The 14923-nt window shown below is 69.1% G+C and carries 14 protein-coding genes and 1 pseudogene; 10 read left to right on the top strand and 5 right to left on the bottom strand.

The window, feature by feature from the left end:
* Positions 1 to 15: 15 nt before the first annotated feature.
* Both IPK71_07950 and IPK71_07945 read left to right on the top strand, forming a co-directional pair.
* A complete protein-coding gene (locus IPK71_07950; GenBank protein MBK8213668.1) occupies positions 16 to 585 on the top strand; it encodes a hypothetical protein in 570 nt (189 codons plus the stop codon).
* Positions 586 to 776: 191 nt separating this feature from the next.
* Positions 777 to 1148 (top strand): hypothetical protein, encoded by a 372-nt coding sequence (locus tag IPK71_07945; protein MBK8213667.1) that lies wholly within the window; start codon positions 777 to 779, stop codon positions 1146 to 1148.
* An 18-nt stretch (positions 1149 to 1166) separates the two neighbouring features.
* On the opposite strand, the gene IPK71_07940 is transcribed toward IPK71_07945, so the two are convergent.
* The gene (locus tag IPK71_07940) at positions 1167 to 1472 is read right to left on the bottom strand and encodes a hypothetical protein (GenBank protein MBK8213666.1); all 306 of its coding nucleotides are present in this window, start codon (positions 1470 to 1472) and stop codon (positions 1167 to 1169) included.
* A 206-nt stretch (positions 1473 to 1678) separates the two neighbouring features.
* Positions 1679 to 2584: a LysR family transcriptional regulator gene (locus IPK71_07935; GenBank protein MBK8213665.1), complete on the bottom strand. Its 906-nt coding sequence runs from the start codon at positions 2582 to 2584 to the stop codon at positions 1679 to 1681.
* Positions 2585 to 2669: 85 nt separating this feature from the next.
* Between IPK71_07935 and IPK71_07930 the strand changes: the two genes are divergently transcribed.
* The gene (locus IPK71_07930; protein ID MBK8213664.1) at positions 2670 to 3353 is read left to right on the top strand and encodes an NAD(P)-binding domain-containing protein; all 684 of its coding nucleotides are present in this window, start codon (positions 2670 to 2672) and stop codon (positions 3351 to 3353) included.
* A 121-nt stretch (positions 3354 to 3474) separates the two neighbouring features.
* On the top strand, positions 3475 to 4065 hold the full coding sequence (locus tag IPK71_07925) for a hypothetical protein (GenBank protein MBK8213663.1): 591 nt from the start codon (positions 3475 to 3477) through the stop codon (positions 4063 to 4065).
* Here IPK71_07925 and IPK71_07920 read toward each other — a convergent pair.
* On the bottom strand, positions 4038 to 5264 hold the full coding sequence (locus IPK71_07920; protein MBK8213662.1) for a hydroxymethylglutaryl-CoA synthase: 1227 nt from the start codon (positions 5262 to 5264) through the stop codon (positions 4038 to 4040). The genes IPK71_07925 and IPK71_07920 overlap by 28 nt on opposite strands.
* 679 nt (positions 5265 to 5943) lie before the next feature.
* On the opposite strand from IPK71_07920, the pseudogene IPK71_07915 reads away from it, so the two are divergent.
* Positions 5944 to 7960, top strand: a pseudogene (locus IPK71_07915) (EAL domain-containing protein).
* 65 nt (positions 7961 to 8025) lie between these two features.
* On the opposite strand, the gene IPK71_07910 reads toward IPK71_07915, so the two are convergent.
* Positions 8026 to 8955 (bottom strand): hypothetical protein, encoded by a 930-nt coding sequence (locus IPK71_07910; GenBank protein ID MBK8213661.1) that lies wholly within the window; start codon positions 8953 to 8955, stop codon positions 8026 to 8028.
* A 236-nt stretch (positions 8956 to 9191) separates the two neighbouring features.
* Here IPK71_07910 and IPK71_07905 point away from each other — a divergent pair, with 236 nt between their 5' ends.
* The 3 genes from IPK71_07905 (at position 9192) to IPK71_07895 (ending at position 11478) form a co-directional block, all read left to right on the top strand.
* Positions 9192 to 9749: a hypothetical protein gene (locus IPK71_07905; protein MBK8213660.1), complete on the top strand. Its 558-nt coding sequence runs from the start codon at positions 9192 to 9194 to the stop codon at positions 9747 to 9749.
* Between the two features lie 33 nt (positions 9750 to 9782).
* Positions 9783 to 10205: a thioredoxin TrxC gene (gene trxC / locus IPK71_07900; protein ID MBK8213659.1), complete on the top strand. Its 423-nt coding sequence runs from the start codon at positions 9783 to 9785 to the stop codon at positions 10203 to 10205.
* Between the two features lie 154 nt (positions 10206 to 10359).
* Complete coding sequence (locus tag IPK71_07895) at positions 10360 to 11478, top strand: beta-ketoacyl-ACP synthase III (protein MBK8213658.1); 1119 nt, start codon at positions 10360 to 10362, stop codon at positions 11476 to 11478.
* A 4-nt stretch (positions 11479 to 11482) separates the two neighbouring features.
* Here the strand turns inward: IPK71_07895 and IPK71_07890 are convergent, their stop codons facing one another.
* On the bottom strand, positions 11483 to 12277 hold the full coding sequence (locus IPK71_07890) for a hypothetical protein (GenBank protein MBK8213657.1): 795 nt from the start codon (positions 12275 to 12277) through the stop codon (positions 11483 to 11485).
* Positions 12278 to 12427: 150 nt separating this feature from the next.
* On the opposite strand from IPK71_07890, the gene IPK71_07885 reads away from it, so the two are divergent.
* Together IPK71_07885 and IPK71_07880 are read left to right on the top strand one after the other, a co-directional pair.
* Positions 12428 to 14515: a protein kinase gene (locus IPK71_07885; GenBank protein MBK8213656.1), complete on the top strand. Its 2088-nt coding sequence runs from the start codon at positions 12428 to 12430 to the stop codon at positions 14513 to 14515.
* Positions 14464 to 14667 carry a hypothetical protein gene (locus IPK71_07880; GenBank protein ID MBK8213655.1) on the top strand — a complete coding sequence of 68 codons (204 nt, stop codon included), beginning with the start codon at positions 14464 to 14466 and terminating at the stop codon, positions 14665 to 14667. Before IPK71_07885 ends, IPK71_07880 begins: the two co-directional genes overlap by 52 nt.
* Positions 14668 to 14923: the final 256 nt, after the last annotated feature.

The raw sequence follows: 14923 nt of genomic DNA, 5'->3' as shown, positions 1-14923 counted from the left end.
TGCTACGGTCCAGTCATGAGGGAGTCGCGAGGGGGCGTCGTGGCGGGGGTCGTGGCCATCGCGGTGGCCACCATTTACGGATGCACGAAGCCCGCCACGCAGGCGGGAGACGCGAGCGCCGGCGACGCCCCACGGCCCTTCGTCCGCCCCACCCCGTCGGTCCCGTACACGACCGCGAAGCTCCGCGAGACGACCTGCGGCAGCGCGACTCCGCCGGAGCTCCCGCCCGGTGCCCATTGCCCGCCCTGCGAGCCGGGCGCCCACTGCAGGATCTCGTACGTCCGCGGGCAGCCCGTCGGCGCCTGCGTGAAGAGCCAATGCGCGAAGGACGCCGACTGCCCTGGCGCGCTCTGCGTGTGCGGTCCTCCGAACCTCTGCGTCCCGGGCGACTGCCGCGGCCCCGAGGACTGCGGCGGGCGCGAGTGTGCGCTCGGAGGAAAGTGGGGCTCGGGGCTCGGGAGCTTCTGCCGCTCCGAGGCCGACACCTGCGCGACCGACGAGCACTGCGGCAAAGGCATGGAGTGCCGGCACGAAGGCAAGCGCTTCACGTGCGTCAAGGAACTGCCCCCACCGCCCGCGGGGTGACGGGGCACGAGCGAGAGCACGCGCCTTCGAGCCCCGCCTCCGCGTAGGGCTCATATCCCAGGATAGTCTCTTTCGCGCTCGAGCCCCCAAGCAACGAACCGTGGGGGAGCCAGGCGTGGGGGTGGTCGGCGCGGCACCTTCGTGAAGGTTCTCCACATGGCCTCGACGGGGACGGTTAGCCTCCACGAACCATGCTCACGCGCACTGCCAAGTCACGATCCACGCACCTCCTCTTCGGCTGCTTCTTCGTCGTCGCGAGCTGGGTGGTCGCATGCGGTCCCGAGCCAACCGGAACGTGCGTCTACTCGATGTCGATGGGGTGGTGCACCGTGAACGATGCGAAGAACGTCTGCCTCGCAGGTTCCCGGACCGAGTTTTTCCCGGAGAAGGGTGCGGCGGGAGAAGCCAAATGCCGAGCGCTCGGCTTCACGGTCCCCCAGAACGCAGCCACCAGGAAAGACGGCACGACGTACCGCCTCGACCTCGACAAAAACCTCGTCCGTGAGGCCACGGATGCGGTCCAGAAGGGCGACAGGGTCAGCTTCAACAAGCCGGTGCACTAGACAGGAAGGCGCTCTCCGTCAGCCGCTCGAGGCGGCCACGAACGAAGGCACGAGCGACGGCACGGGCTCGCCTTGAAAGGCCTCGTCGTCGGTGGGGGCCGATCGCACGAGCGCCATGAAGTCGCCCACGGTACGAATGGTCGCGAGGGCGTCGAAGGTCATGACGCGCCCCAACGCATCGCCGACCTCGAGCGCGAGGAGGAAGAGCCCCTTGGAGCCGAGGCGAAGGTCTTCTTCGAGGCGCTGCTCGGGCACGAGGGCCGACGGCTCACGAGCGACGCGCGCGGCGAGGGCTTCGAGGGCCACTTTGTCGAGCTCGTTCACGCGTCGTCCTTTCGCTCGGGGAACCATGGCGGCTTCGTGGAGTGGAGCAAATGGAGGCGCCTCGCGCTTCCCACCTCACGAAACTTTTCGATTCCGGAGCACGGCCGAACGTTCGACCGAACCGGCACCACCCCTCCAGTCTACACGAAAAGCCGTCCCAAGGGCCCACGTGTCACTTGATGCGACACAAGACGGGCCGCCGGACCTCACGCGGGGGACGCGAGCGCCTCGACCAAAAACCCAACGAAAGCGCGGACGTTGGCCGACGAAGCGCGGGTGGGGCTCGTCACGGCGTACACGTCGGGCCCTCGCGCGGAGGCGCCTGCGAGCACCTCGACGAGGGAGCCCTGGCGGAGGAGCTCGTCGACCATGAAGTCGAGCACCTGAGCGACACCGAGGCCGGTGACCGCCGCGTCGAGGAGCTGGGGGCCGTGGTCGATGGTGAGGTTGCCCGAGACCGCCACGGACGTGTCGCGCTCGCCTTCGCGGAAGACGAAGTCACGGGGCTTCCCGTCGGGGGCGACGAACCGGAGGGCGTTGTGCGCCGAGAGATCGGCGGGCGTACGCGGCGCTGTGTGCTTGGCGAGGTAGCTCGGCGAGGCCACGGTGACCCAACGTGTGCGCCGGAGCGACCGCGCGACGAGCCCCGAGTCGCGGAGGGGCCCCGTGCGCACGGCCACGTCGTACCCCTCGCCGGCGAGCTTCGCGACGCGATCGCTCACGTCGACGCGGAAGACGAGCTTCGGGTGGCGGGACGAGAGCCGCGCGAGCCCACGCACGACGAAGGGCGCCAAAATGAAGGGGATCGTGACCGACACCTCGCCCCGCGGCTCGCGCCTCCGGCCCTCGATCGCCGCCCGCGCCCCGCGCACGGCCAGCACGGCCTCTTGGCAGCGAGAGAAGATCTCTTCGCCTTCGCGGGTGAGCGCGACGACGCGCGAGGTGCGGTCGAAGAGGCGGGCGCCCATGTCGTCTTCGAGCTTACGAACCGCCTTGCTCACGGCCGCCGTGGTGAGGCCCAAGCTGGCCGCGGCGCGGGCGAAGCTCTTCTCTTCGGCCACGCGGACGAAGGGCACGATGCCGGCGAAGAGGTCGGGGCGGAGGCCTTTCATCAACCTAGGGTTGACGATAAGTGTTCCAAGCTTCGATGGTCAACCCACGAGACATGACTAGGCTCTCGAGCAAGGAGATTCGATCATGAACATCGCAGTGCTCGGGACGGGGATCGTGGCCAAGACCATCGCAGACAAGCTCTCGGCGCTCGGACACGCCGTGAAGCTCGGGACGCGCGACGTCTCGCAGACGCTCGCTCGCAACGAGCCCGACATGGCGGGCGGCCCGGCCATCCGCGTGTGGCTCGAGACGCACCCCAAGGTCTCCCTCGTGCCGTTCGCCGAGGCCGCGGCGCACGGGCAAATCGTGGTGAACGCCCTCTCGGGGACGGGATCGCTCGATGGCCTCGCGCTCGCGGGCGCCACGAACCTCGAGGGGAAGCTCCTGCTCGACATCTCGAACCCGCTCGACTTCTCGCGGGGCATGCCCCCGTCCCTCACCGTCGCCAACACGGACTCGCTCGGCGAGCAGATCCAGCGCGCGTACCCCAAGGCGAAGGTGGTGAAGACGCTCAACACGGTGAACGCGTTCTTGATGGTGTCACCCGGGATGCTCGCGGGCGGAGAGCACACCATGTTCGTGTGCGGCGACGACGCGAGCGCCAAGGCCGAAGCGACCCGTATCCTCACCGAGTGGTTCGGCTGGAAGGACGTGCTCGACCTCGGCGATCTCACGAACGCGCGGGCGACCGAGGCCTACGTCACGCTCTGGGCGCGCACCTACATGGCGACGAAGAACCCGATGTTCAACGTCAAGGTCGTGCGGTAACACGAGCCGGCCCCCGCCCAGGCAAAAAATCGATTCGTTTCGAGGCGTTGGAGCCCATCACGACACGAGCACCGCGCCGCGTGTGCTGCCCGTGCGGCGCGCGTGAGCTACGCTCCGAGGGATGCGCAAGCTCCCGCTCGCCGAGGCGCTCCGACCGAAGAAGCCGTGCACGGTGGGCTTCGCCACGATGACACAGGCCTCGCCGAACGAGCGGTATTGCGCGTCGTGCGAGCGCCATGTCGTCGACGTGTCGAAGCTCACCCGCGCCGGGGCCATCGCCCTCGTCGCGAGGAGGGAGCGCGGCGAAGAGGTGTGTGTGCACCTCGAGGTGCGCGTCTCGGACGGAGCCATTCGTGTCGCGGACGGCCACGTGCACCCGCCTGCGAAGGCGCGCTCGGGCTCAGCCGCGGTCGCGGCGGTTTCGTCCGTCGTGCTCGCCGCCTGCGCGGCGCCGGAGCCGAACGTCCCCACGTTGGCGCCACCCCCGGTGCACGTCGCCGCACCGGTCGCCGAGAGCCCCCAGGCCCCGCCGATCTCGCCACCCCCGGTCGAGACCACGCCACGGACGAGCGAGGCCCCCGAGGTCCCGCCCGCGCCCGCGCCCGCGAAGCCGACGAAAAAGGGCCACGCGACGAACGCATCGTCGCCCACGCCACCGGGACCGACGACGTCGCAGCCGCAGGTCTACGTCGACGTCGACGGCGGCATCTGACCTCCCACGTACACGCGACGCTCGCCCGACACTCCGGCGAAGGCGATGTCGGTGAACGTGTCTGCGGCGGAGAGGGGCCTGCGATCGACCTCGGCGTCGGCGCGCCGGACGGCCTCGTAGGCGGCAATTTCCAGGCGACGGCGCGCGGCGAGCGGCTCCGCGAGGGCGAGCCGAGCGACGTGCCGCGCGGCCCCGGGGAGCACCGTCCCCGCGAAATACTCGGCACACGAGCCCGAGCCGTAGCTGAAGAGACCGACGCGACGGCCCTCGAGCTCCGCGGCCTCGGCGTCGAGCAGAGAGGCCAGCGCGAGGTAGAGCGAGCCCGTGTACACGTTGCCCACCTCGGCGGAAAATCGCAGGGACGCGCCGACCTCACGCTCGAACGACGCGTCCGCTTCGGCCTCGGAGAGGCCACGAATCGTGCTCAAGTGGCGGTGCGCCTTCTTGGCCATTTTCCCGTAGGGGACGTGGTAACAGCGCCGCGCCAAATCGCTCGGGTCGCGGCCCGCTTCTCGGGCGCAGCGCTCCCAGTCCTCGTAGGCGCCGGCGAGCGCGTCGAGGTAACACTGGACGGAGAGCTTCCCGTCGACGACCGCGTCCTTGCTGTAGAGTGGGCGCCAGAAATCGGAGACGTCGCGTGAGTACGAGCCCCCGAGGCCGGGCTCGAGGGCGACCAGCCGAGGCGACTCGGACACCAGCATCGCGACGGCCCCCGCGCCCTGCGTAGGCTCACCGGGGGACGCGAGCGCGTACCTCGCGATGTCCGTGCAGACGACGAGGGCCGTGCGGCCGCGCGCGCTGCCCGACGCGATCCAGTCGAGCGCCGTGACCAGCCCGGCCGTGCCGCCGAAGCACGCGTGTTTGGTCTCGTAGCTCCGGCACGCCGTGGGCAGCCCGAGGAGGCCATGAAGGTACGCCGCGACGGGCTTCGAGTGATCGACCGCCGTCTCGGTGCCCACGATGACGAGGCCCACACGAGCCGGGTCGACGCCGCCCTTATCGAAGAGGCGACGGCACGCGTTCGCCGCAAGGGCGACCGGGTCCTCGTGACCGAGGGCGATGCCCATGCGACGGACGCCGAGCCCATCCACGTACTTGGCCGGGTCCACCCCGCGGGCGCGGGCGAGGTCGACGAGGTCGACGTAGTGCTCCGGGACGGCGAAGGCGATCGAGTCGAGACCCACGGGTGAGTGACGCATCCCCCTTGGATAGCCCAACGACGCAATGCGTTGCGGATTTTCGGCGCGAACGGTCGATGAGGCACACCAAGGGGTCCCATGTGTGCCACGAAGGGTCGCGCGCCATCGGCGCTCCGCGGGCAAACGGGCAAAAAAACCCATTTGTTCTCGATAAATGGGTGGCATTTTCGGGTCTCTTCAAGGCGCAGAAAGGGCCTTTGGAGGCCGGGTTCGGGCGATGGAGCACGTCGTTGTTCTCGGGGATTTTCATGTTGTGCCAGGTGCGAGCTCGGCGTGCCTCGGCGCGTGGTTTGGCACACGTTGGGGGCGCGGCGGGCGATGGGACGGTTTGGCCGGGGTGGCTTGACGCCGAGTCGGGCGGGCCTCCAGCGATGGGGGGCACCGGACGGACGAACGCCCCTTCGACCCTGGCGGGGCGACCGGGGGACCGACCGCGGGACCGACCGACGTTCGCGCCACGGGACCACGGGACCGACCGACGCGCCGCGGGACCGACCGACGTTCGCGCCAAACCCTCGAAATCACGTGGGAGGACCGACCGACGTTCGCGCCAAACCCTCGAAATCACGTGAGCGCCCATTTTCCGTGCCCGGTCGCGCCGAAGTCCTTGCGTGACGAGCACGGAACTCGATGTAATCTGACGATTCCGGTCTCTTCTGCCGGGTGGAGGACCGCAGCGATGCCGTTCGCCCGTAAGCCGAGTTACCCACCGCCCGCCACCGACGCGTTTACCGCCATGGGGCAGGTGCGCCAGCCGCTGTGGGTGTTCGACATCGACCGCGCTCGCGTGCACTGGGCCAACGCCAGCGCCCTCGCCGTTTGGAACGCGAACTCGCTCGAGGAGCTGTGCTCCCGGGACATGTCGCGCGACATGTCCCCTTCGGTCGCGAAGCGCCTCCTCCAGTACCAGTCCGACTTCGATCGGCAGCCGGGCGTGTCCTTCAGCGAGGTGTGGACACTCTACCCGAAGGGCCAGCCCGTCTCGATCGAGTGCGTGTTCAGCGGGTACCGCCTGCCCGACGGCCGCATGGCCATGCTCTGCGAGAGCCTCGCCGTTCACCACGCCGACCCCGACGTGCTCCGGAGCACCGAGGCGCTCACGCACACCTCGGTCATGATCACCCTCTACGATCGTGATGGCTACGCGCTCTATCGAAACCCCTCCGCGCGCGCAGCCGCGCCCGAATCGGGCCTCGTCCACGGAGAGCGGTTCGTCGTCCCGGAAGAGCACGAGGCGCTCGAAGCCCAGCTCGACAAACAAGGCGAGGGGCGCACGGTGGCGCGCGTTCGCACGAGCCAAGGTGTCCGCTGGCACGAGATCACCGCACGCACGTGCCGCGACGCCGTGACGGGCAAAGAGGCGCTCCTCGTCAGCGAGGTCGACGTCGACGATCTGAAGACGACCGAAGCCCGCGCGCAGTACCTCGCCCACCACGACGAGCTCACGGGCCTCCCCAACCGAACCTACGTGGCGCGAAGGTTCCAAGACCGCCTCGACGAGGTGCGCGCCCGCGGAGAGCAGGCCGCGCTCGTCCACATCGACCTCGATCACTTCAAGAACGTGAACGACGCGCTCGGCCACGCCGTGGGAGACGAGCTGCTCGTCCACGTGGCGAGCCGTCTGCGCCAGGTCCTCCGCGCCGAAGACCTCCTGGCCCGTTTGGGTGGAGACGAGTTCCTCGTGCTCGCCGCCTCGACCGACGTGCTCGACCACGTGACCGTGCTCGCGGACCGCCTCGTCCGTTCGCTCACGCGCGCGGCGAACGTGGGCAACACGCAAGTGCGGGTGACACCTACGATGGGGGTGAGTGTATTCCCGAGGGACGGCGGGGACATCGAGACCCTCATGCGGCACGCCGACATGGCCATGTTCCGCGCCAAGGCGAACGGGCGCAACGGGGTGGCCTTCTTCACCCAAGACCTCGACCAGAAGGCGCGAAGCCGCATCTCCCTCGAGAACGACCTCCGCGTCGCCCTCGAGGAGCGCCAGTTCGTCGTCTACTACCAGCCTCGCGTCGACGCGCGCACGAACCGCGTCTGCGGCGCCGAGTCGCTCGTGCGCTGGCGCCACCCCTCGCGGGATGGTCATGCCGGGCGAATTCATCCCCGTCTGCGAAGAGAGCGGCCTCGTCGGGGCGCTCGGCGAGCTCGTGCTCGAGCAGGCGGCCCGTCAGCAGGCGGCTTGGAAGGCCTCGGGGCACGACCTCAAAATCTCGGTGAACCTCTCACCCCGGCAGCTCGCCGATCCGAAGCTGCTCGAGTCGATGCGCGCCCTCGTCGTGGCGACCGAGTGCGATCCGACGCGCCTCGAGCTCGAGATCACCGAGTCCGTGCTGCTCGGCAACGACGACCGCACCATGAGCGTGCTCGAGTCGCTCCGGACGCTCGGCTTCTCGATCTCGATCGACGACTTCGGCACGGGGTACTCGAACCTCGCCTACCTCGAAAAATACCCGATCGACGCCCTCAAGATCGACCGCGCGTTCGTGAGCGCGCTCGACCGCGCCTCGCCCATCGCCGAGCTCATCGTGACGATGTGCCAGATGCTGCGCCTCAAGACGGTGGCCGAGGGCGTCGAGACCGAACAGCAGCTCTCGTGGCTCCGCGAGAAGGGCTGCTTCGAGTACCAAGGGTATCTCTTCAGCCCCGCGGTGCCCCCCGCCGCGTTCGAGAAGTTCCTCGTCGTGCCGCCGTAAATGCGCCGAGGGGCGCGCCGTTCACCAGCGCACCCCTCGCGTCGCTTTGCGCTCCTGATTCGGGGCTACTTCGCCGCGGCCACGCGGCACCAGCGCATGGTGCGGTTCACCGTGCGGCCATTCGCGCCCGTGACCGTGTAGCCGCCCGAGCCCGTGAACTCGAGGGTGACCGTGAGGTCCTGCGCCGCGTCGCCGACGCCCTTCTTCCGGTTGACGGTGAGCGTGCCGCTCTCGGGGCACCCGAGGAAGCCGACACCACACCGCTTGTAGCCCGTCACCGTACGCGTGAGCTCACGGCCCTCGTGCGTCGCCGTGGAGCTGCCGTCACGGGTGATGCAGCGGGTCGACGCGTCGTACGAGACGTTCCAGCTCGCCGTACGGGAGACGTTCTTTCCGTTGCTCGTCGTGCCCGACATCTGCACGTTGCGGGCCTTCGTGTACACCGTGCCGGTCTTCTTGAAGGCCACGGTCACCGTGCGATCGACGGTGAGGACCACGCCGTCGTCGATGCGCTCGATCTGGAAGCCCTTCGCCTCGCGCACCACCTGGAGCTGGCCCGCACCCGGCGAGGTCCACGTGGCCTTCACGGTGCCTGTGTACTTGCGCTTGCCCTGCGGCCCCGTACACCCGTTGAAGACGTGCGTCGCGATGCGCGCGGTGGCCGTCTTCTCGATGGTGGTCGTGATGCAGCCCGCGGGCTGGAAGAAGCGGCCGGGGTTGTCCTTGACCTTGGTCATCTGCGCGTCGAGGTCGGCGCTCGCGGCCGGATCGACACCTTGTTCGGCCTCGGCCTCGGTCGACGCGCCGCTCGTCGCGTCGTCGGTGACCTCCTCGCTCTGCTCTTGCTCGTCGTCCGCCTCGGAGTCGGTGACGAGCAGGTCCTCCGAGGTCCCGAGGCTGTCGCCGTCGGAGGTCTCGAGCTTCTTGCAGCCCGGGAACGCGACGAGAGCCGTGAGGAGAACCGAGGAGACGATGGCGATGCGAGAAAGCGACATGAGCGAGACCTCCCTGTGGGCTGGACTTCCGTCCGCCGTGTGTGACGAGTGCTTTTGCACGGGCGATGCCAGCCGAAAATTCGCGGATTTTGCCGCTTTTTGGCCCTCGAGGGTGGACGTCCCGAGGGCTCGGTGAACACCACGACGTTCAGGGTGCGGCGTCCCCCGGGAGCGACGAGCGCGACCTCCTGCGCGGAGGGCTTGCCCGCTACGAGGCGCCGTGGTTCGTCGGGGTCGTGCTCCGCCTCACGCTCGCCGGGCTCGACACCCTCACCACCTCGTCGCTCTGCCGAAGCTGCCCCTACGGGCCGTCGGGCTGTTGCGTCGCTCCGCCGAGGTACGGCCTCGCGGACGTGGCCTGGGTCGTACGGTCCGGAGGGAAGGCCTTCCTCCTCGACGCGATCGGGCGGGGCGATCTCACCCCCATGGCCGAGGGGCTCGCGATCACGCGGCGTGTGCGCGGCGAGGCCGGTGCATCCTGCACATTTTTCGCCGAGGGAGAGGGCTGCACCATCGCGCACACGCTCCGCCCCACGACGTGCAACCACTACGTGTGCGATCGAGCCCTCGAGGACGCGGAGATCGAGGGCCTCGTCGACGAAGCGGCGCGCACGAGGACGATGCTCGAGCGCCTCGTACCAGAGCTCGCAGGCCTCGACGCGGCCTTGGTGGAAGGGGCCAAACGCCTAGGATTTCCAGGGTGTGGTGTCGATGGGGCCTTGCTCGATGCCCTCGCTGAGCTCTTCGAGGCGACGCGGAGCACGAGCGCGCGGTCTCCACACGACGTGGGTTGACGCTCCGCGAAAGGAACACACGTTCGTAGCGCCATGATCGTCGCGTGCCCCGCCTGCCGAGCCCAAAACCGCCTCCCCGCCTCCCGCCTGCACGACAAGGCGAAATGTGCAGCCTGCAAAGAGCGCCTCTTGCCGCTCGATCGCCCCGTCGCCATCACGAGCCCCGAGGACTTCGACGAGCTCGTCAGGGACGCGCCGTCCCCCGTCGTGGTCGACTTCTGGGCCGAGTGGTGTGGGCCCTGCCGCACCGTCGCACCCGAGCTCGAGAAGCTCGCGAAGAGCCGCGCCGGCGGGCTCGTCGTGGCCAAGGTCGACACCGACGCCGTGCCTCAAATCGCCGGGCGCTTCGCGATCCGCAGCATCCCGACGTTCGTCGCGTTTCGCTCTGGCCGAGAGGCGGCTCGTGTGTCCGGCGCCATGCCGGCGAGCGCGCTCGTCGAGCGGCTCGGGGTGTGACCGTCACGGTGTAACGGGCTACGCACTCGCGGGTTGACGCGGCGCTCGAGCGTTCGAGCGCTCCCGTTGACGCGCCGAGCCACGGCGGAGAAGAAAATACGCAGCGTTTGCAGCTTGCAGACATGCGGCTTCACCCCTAGACGGTCTCTCCCTCATGCCCGTCGCGATCACCGGAACAGGCCTTTTCACGCCGCCCTACTCGATCTCCAACGAGGAGCTCGTCACCTCGTTCAACGCCTGGGTGGACGCGGAGAACGCCAAAAACGCGTCGGCCATCGAGCGTGGCGAAAAACGCGCGCTCGAACGATCGAGCGCCGAGTTCATCTCGAAGGCCTCGGGCATCGAGCGCCGGTACGCGATGGACCGCGAGGGGATCCTCGACCCGCAGATCATGGCGCCGCGCATCGCCGAGCGCTCGCCCGACGAACCTTCGCTCCAGTGCGACATGGCGAAAGACGCCGCGTCGAAGGCCCTCGCGCAAGCCGGGCTCACCCCGAACGACATCGACGTCCTCCTCGTCGCGTGCTCGAACATGCAGCGCCCCTACCCGGCCATCTCGGTCGAGGTCCAAGCCGCGCTCGGCACACGTGGGTTCGCGTTCGACATGAACGTCGCGTGCTCGTCGGCCACGTTCGGCATCGGCACCGCGCGCGATCTCATCCTCTCGGGCTCGGCCCGCCGCGCGCTCGTCGTGAGCCCCGAGATCTGCACCGGGCACCTCAACTTCCGCGACCGCGAGAGCCACTTCATCTTCGGCGACGCGTGCACCGCCGTGGTGCTCGAGAAGCTCGACGAGACCAAGGCGTCCGCGCCGATGGAGATCCTCGGGACGAAGCTCGTCACCAAGTTCTCCAACGCGATCCGCAACGACTTCGGCTTCTTGAACCGCGCCGCACCCGAGCACCGCGACGAGCCCAACAAGCTCTTCGTGCAGCAGGGGCGCAAGGTCTTCAAAGAGGTCTCGCCCATGGTCGCCGACCTCATCTCCGGCCACCTCGACTCGCTCGGGATCGCGCCGCCCTCGATCAAGCGCCTCTGGCTGCACCAAGCGAACGGCACGATGAACGAGTGGATCGCGAAGAAGGTGCTCGGGCGCGATCTCACGGCCACCGAGGCCCCTTCCCTCCTCCACGAGTTCGGCAACACGAGCTCGTGCGGGTCGATCATCACGTTCCACGCGAACCGCGCCGATCTCGTCAGCGGGGACGTGGGCGTCGTGTGCTCGTTCGGCGCGGGTTATTCGGCCGGTAGCGTCGTCGTGCGCCGGGCCTGATTCGTCACGGGCACGCCGTGGCCGAAAAATCGGTGATCGCGAAGCCCTGAGGGTTCTCGAGGGTGCACGCCGCGCCGAACGCGAGCGCCGAGAAGCTTCGGTGCGCCGTGGAGACGGCTCCCCCGACCGAGAGGGTGAGCCTGCCCGCCTCGAGCACGAAGCTCACTTCGCTCCGGAACGGGGGATCGTCGAGCCCGAAGAGGCGATTCGTGGGGCGCACGGTCGTGAAATCGCCAGCGGTGGCCTGGTCGCGTTTCGCCGCGCTCATCGAGGCACGGTACGACTCCAAGAAGACACCCACGGCGGGGCCCGCGGCGAGACCGAAGAGCCCTCGCGAAGGTGCGCCGGGTGCGCTCGGGTAGAACGCGAGGGCCGCGCCGTCTCCGTACCCGCTCGAGGGTGCGCGCCCGACCACCACGGCGAACGCGCCTTTGACCTTGGTCGAAGGCGGAAACGAGAAGACGGCAGTGCCGGACTGGTTGAATGCGAATGGGTCGCCCGGCAGCAACGTCAGCGTGCCTCCGTCGACACGCGCGCGCCCCGAGAGGACCGGGCCAAGCTTGGACGCGGGGTCCAACGTCAGGACCACACACGCCCCGGCTTCGGTCGAGGCCTCGGTCGAGGCATCTTCGGACACCGGACCACCTTCGGAAGGCGCGGGCTCGACCGTCGGGGAGGGCGTCGGTGCCCCCGTGTCGACCGACGCGTCACGCTCCGCTGCCGAGAACGCACCGCTGCATGCCACCACGCCCGTGAAGAGCCCGCCAAGAGCGAGCCAAGCCCGTGCGCGGGCGTCCATGGCACGCGCGCTTACCATGCGTGAGCCCCTGTTCGGCCGCGACCTGCGCGACCTAAGAAACGCACTAAGGCCCGAGGTTGGCAAACGAGAACTTTCGCGCGCGGTGTTGCCGTGCGATCATGAAGAATTGGCATCCTACGGTGTATGCAAGTGAAGCATACGCGCGCAGGTCCGTCGAATACGCGCTCCATGAACCCGACGTCCAGTGCCATCGGCGCCATTCTCGGCGGCCGCTACGAGCTCATTCGAAAGCTCGGCGCGGGCGGCATGGGCGAGGTGTACGAGGCGCGCAGGCGAGACCTCGGCGATCGTGTCGCGCTGAAGCTCCTCCACGAGGACGAGGGCGCCGATCCGGAGCTCCGCGCGAGGTTCTTGCGGGAGGCGCGGACGCTCGCGCAGGTGGCGAGCCCGCACGTGGTGCGCATCGTCGACTTTCAGGCGAACCCGGGTGAGGTCGCGTTCCTCGCCATGGAGTACCTGCAGGGGCAGAACGCGGGCGAGCTCTTGCGCCTCCGCGGGCCCTTTTCGGCGCGCGAGGTGCTGCCGCTCGCCAAGCAGATGTTCGCGGGGCTCGCCGCCGTGCACATGCTCGGGCTCGTCCACCGGGACATCAAGCCTCAAAACCTCATGATCGTGGACGGCGGCCCGCTCGGCCCCATCCTCAAGATCGTCGACTTCGGGTTGGCGAAGGACACCTCGAGCGGAGAGCGCCCCCTCACCGATCACGCCACCATCCTCGGCACGCCCTCGTACATGGCGCCCGAGCAAGTGGGCGGCAACGCCACGATCGACGCACGCGCGGACATCTACGGCGCCGCGGCCACGTTCATCGCCCTCGCGACGGGCAAGACGCTCTACGAAGATCAGGGCGCGGCCGTGATCGCCGCCATCCTCTCGGGTCGAAGGCTCCCGGTCGCCCACGTCGCGCCGGAGCTCGGGGCCCCGCTCTGCGCCACGCTCGAGCGCGCGCTCGCCTCCGACAGAAACCTGCGTCATGCACGCATCGAGGATCTGGCGGCCGAGGTAGAGCGCGGGCTCCTCGCGCTAGGGTCCGGAGCCCCCGCGACGTTCGCGGCCGGCGTCGCGCTCGACACGACCGCCACGGTGAACGATCGGTCGCGCATCGAGGCCGCTCCCGCCCCGCAGGCACCAGCGCCGAGCCTCGGCGCGCCCTTCCCTGGCGCTCCTTCGCTCCACGCGCCCAACGCGGCCTACGCTCCCGCGACACACGCCGGCTTCGGAGGTCCCGCGGCGATGGGCCAGCCCGCGCCCCGAGCGTCGCACCCGTCGATGCCCGGCACTTACCCACCGGGCTCCATGCAGCCTCCACCCTCGATGCCATACGGGGGCGCTCCGCAGGGGTCACCGCCGTCGATGCAAGGCACCTATCCGCCGGGCTCCATGCAACGGCCGCCGATGCCAGGGCCGCCTCCGTCGATGCCCGGCACCTACCCGCCGGGCTCCATGCAGGCTCCTCCGTCGATGCATGGCCCGCCTCCGTCGATGCCCGGCACCTACCCGCCGGGCTCCATGCAGCGGCCGCCCGAGAGCTTTCAGGGCACGTTCCCTCCTGGGCAGCTCTCGTCCGGGGGATATCCGGTGCCGACCCCCGCGGCGAGCGCGTCCACGAGCGGCGGGAAAGGCGTCGTCATCGGCGTTGCGATTGGCATCGTCGCGATGCTCGGCTTGGCCGCAGTGATCGTAGGTGTCTTCTTCGCGCGAACGACCGAGGATCCGCCCGACGCCGCGGCCTCGCTGCCGAAGGGCAAGAGCGCCGCGACCCCGTCCACGGCGCTCGCCGAGCCCACGGAGACGTCCAACGCCGCGCCCGATCCCGGAGCCGCGACCGCAGCACCTTCGGGGCGCGCTCTCCCGGCGAAACCCGGCCCCTCCAACCGACCCAGCGACGGTGGTGCCCCTCCGACGCCCAGCGCGTCGGGTTCTTCGAGCCCCGTGCCACCTCCGCCCGTCGTCACCGGCGACCCGACCCGATTGCCCATTCGGTGCAAGCAAGACTCCGACTGCACGACGGAGTCGACGTTCTGCGACAAGGCCGCGGGGCTCTGCACCTGCTCACGAGGCCTCTCCCATCAGAACGCGTACATCTACTGCAACGGCCAGTGCGTCGAGCAGACCACCGCGCGCTGCGGCGCCTGCAATAAGCCATGCAATAGCCCACCCGAGGTGTGCAGCACGTCGCGGAGCATGACAGGGAGTGCCTCGATTGCGCCAAGCTAGGCTCGTCGTGGCGCGCATGCAGGAATCGATGCGTGAACCTCGACACCGACTTTCAGAACTGCGGGGCGTGTGGACGCAATTGTTTGGCGGAGCCCGAGTGTCGCGCAAAGGGTTGCCTATGCAAAGCCGGACGCTGTACCCCGAATAAGTGAGCGTCACCGACCGAGCACGCGACGCGAGCCCACCGAACGAGAGGGGGTCGTCGCGCTGGACGAGCTCGAAGAAGCCGGGCCTCATACCGTTCTTCGCGAAGATCTGGAGCGGGGGACCTTCGGCGTCGCACGCGGAAGGGAGCTGAGCCGCCCCCACATGGCGGAGAAGGTGCGCTCTCGAGACGCAGCTCGGGGGCACGGGTGCACGCGCGCGAGGTGCATCTCCTCATCGGCGTGGGCCGCGCGCGGTCCGCAG

The sequence above is a fragment of the Myxococcales bacterium genome (assembly GCA_016712525.1).
Classification (GTDB): domain Bacteria; phylum Myxococcota_A; class Polyangia; order Polyangiales; family Polyangiaceae; genus JAAFHV01.
The sequence above is the reverse complement of the archived record's forward strand: the minus strand, read 5'-3'. Positions and strand labels throughout refer to the sequence as shown.

Bases quoted from the DNA above. Each gene is read 5' to 3' on its own strand.
- IPK71_07950 (MBK8213668.1), top strand. From the start codon at position 16: ATGAGGGAGTCGCGAGGGGGCGTCGTGGCGGGGGTCGTGGCCATCGCG.
- IPK71_07945 (MBK8213667.1), top strand. From the start codon at position 777: ATGCTCACGCGCACTGCCAAGTCACGATCCACGCACCTCCTCTTCGGC.
- IPK71_07935 (MBK8213665.1), bottom strand. From the start codon at position 2,584: ATGAAAGGCCTCCGCCCCGACCTCTTCGCCGGCATCGTGCCCTTCGTC.
- IPK71_07930 (MBK8213664.1), top strand. From the start codon at position 2,670: ATGAACATCGCAGTGCTCGGGACGGGGATCGTGGCCAAGACCATCGCA.
- IPK71_07925 (MBK8213663.1), top strand. From the start codon at position 3,475: ATGCGCAAGCTCCCGCTCGCCGAGGCGCTCCGACCGAAGAAGCCGTGC.
- IPK71_07920 (MBK8213662.1), bottom strand. From the start codon at position 5,264: ATGCGTCACTCACCCGTGGGTCTCGACTCGATCGCCTTCGCCGTCCCG.
- IPK71_07910 (MBK8213661.1), bottom strand. From the start codon at position 8,955: ATGTCGCTTTCTCGCATCGCCATCGTCTCCTCGGTTCTCCTCACGGCT.
- trxC (MBK8213659.1), top strand. From the start codon at position 9,783: ATGATCGTCGCGTGCCCCGCCTGCCGAGCCCAAAACCGCCTCCCCGCC.
- IPK71_07895 (MBK8213658.1), top strand. From the start codon at position 10,360: ATGCCCGTCGCGATCACCGGAACAGGCCTTTTCACGCCGCCCTACTCG.
- IPK71_07890 (MBK8213657.1), bottom strand. From the start codon at position 12,277: ATGGACGCCCGCGCACGGGCTTGGCTCGCTCTTGGCGGGCTCTTCACG.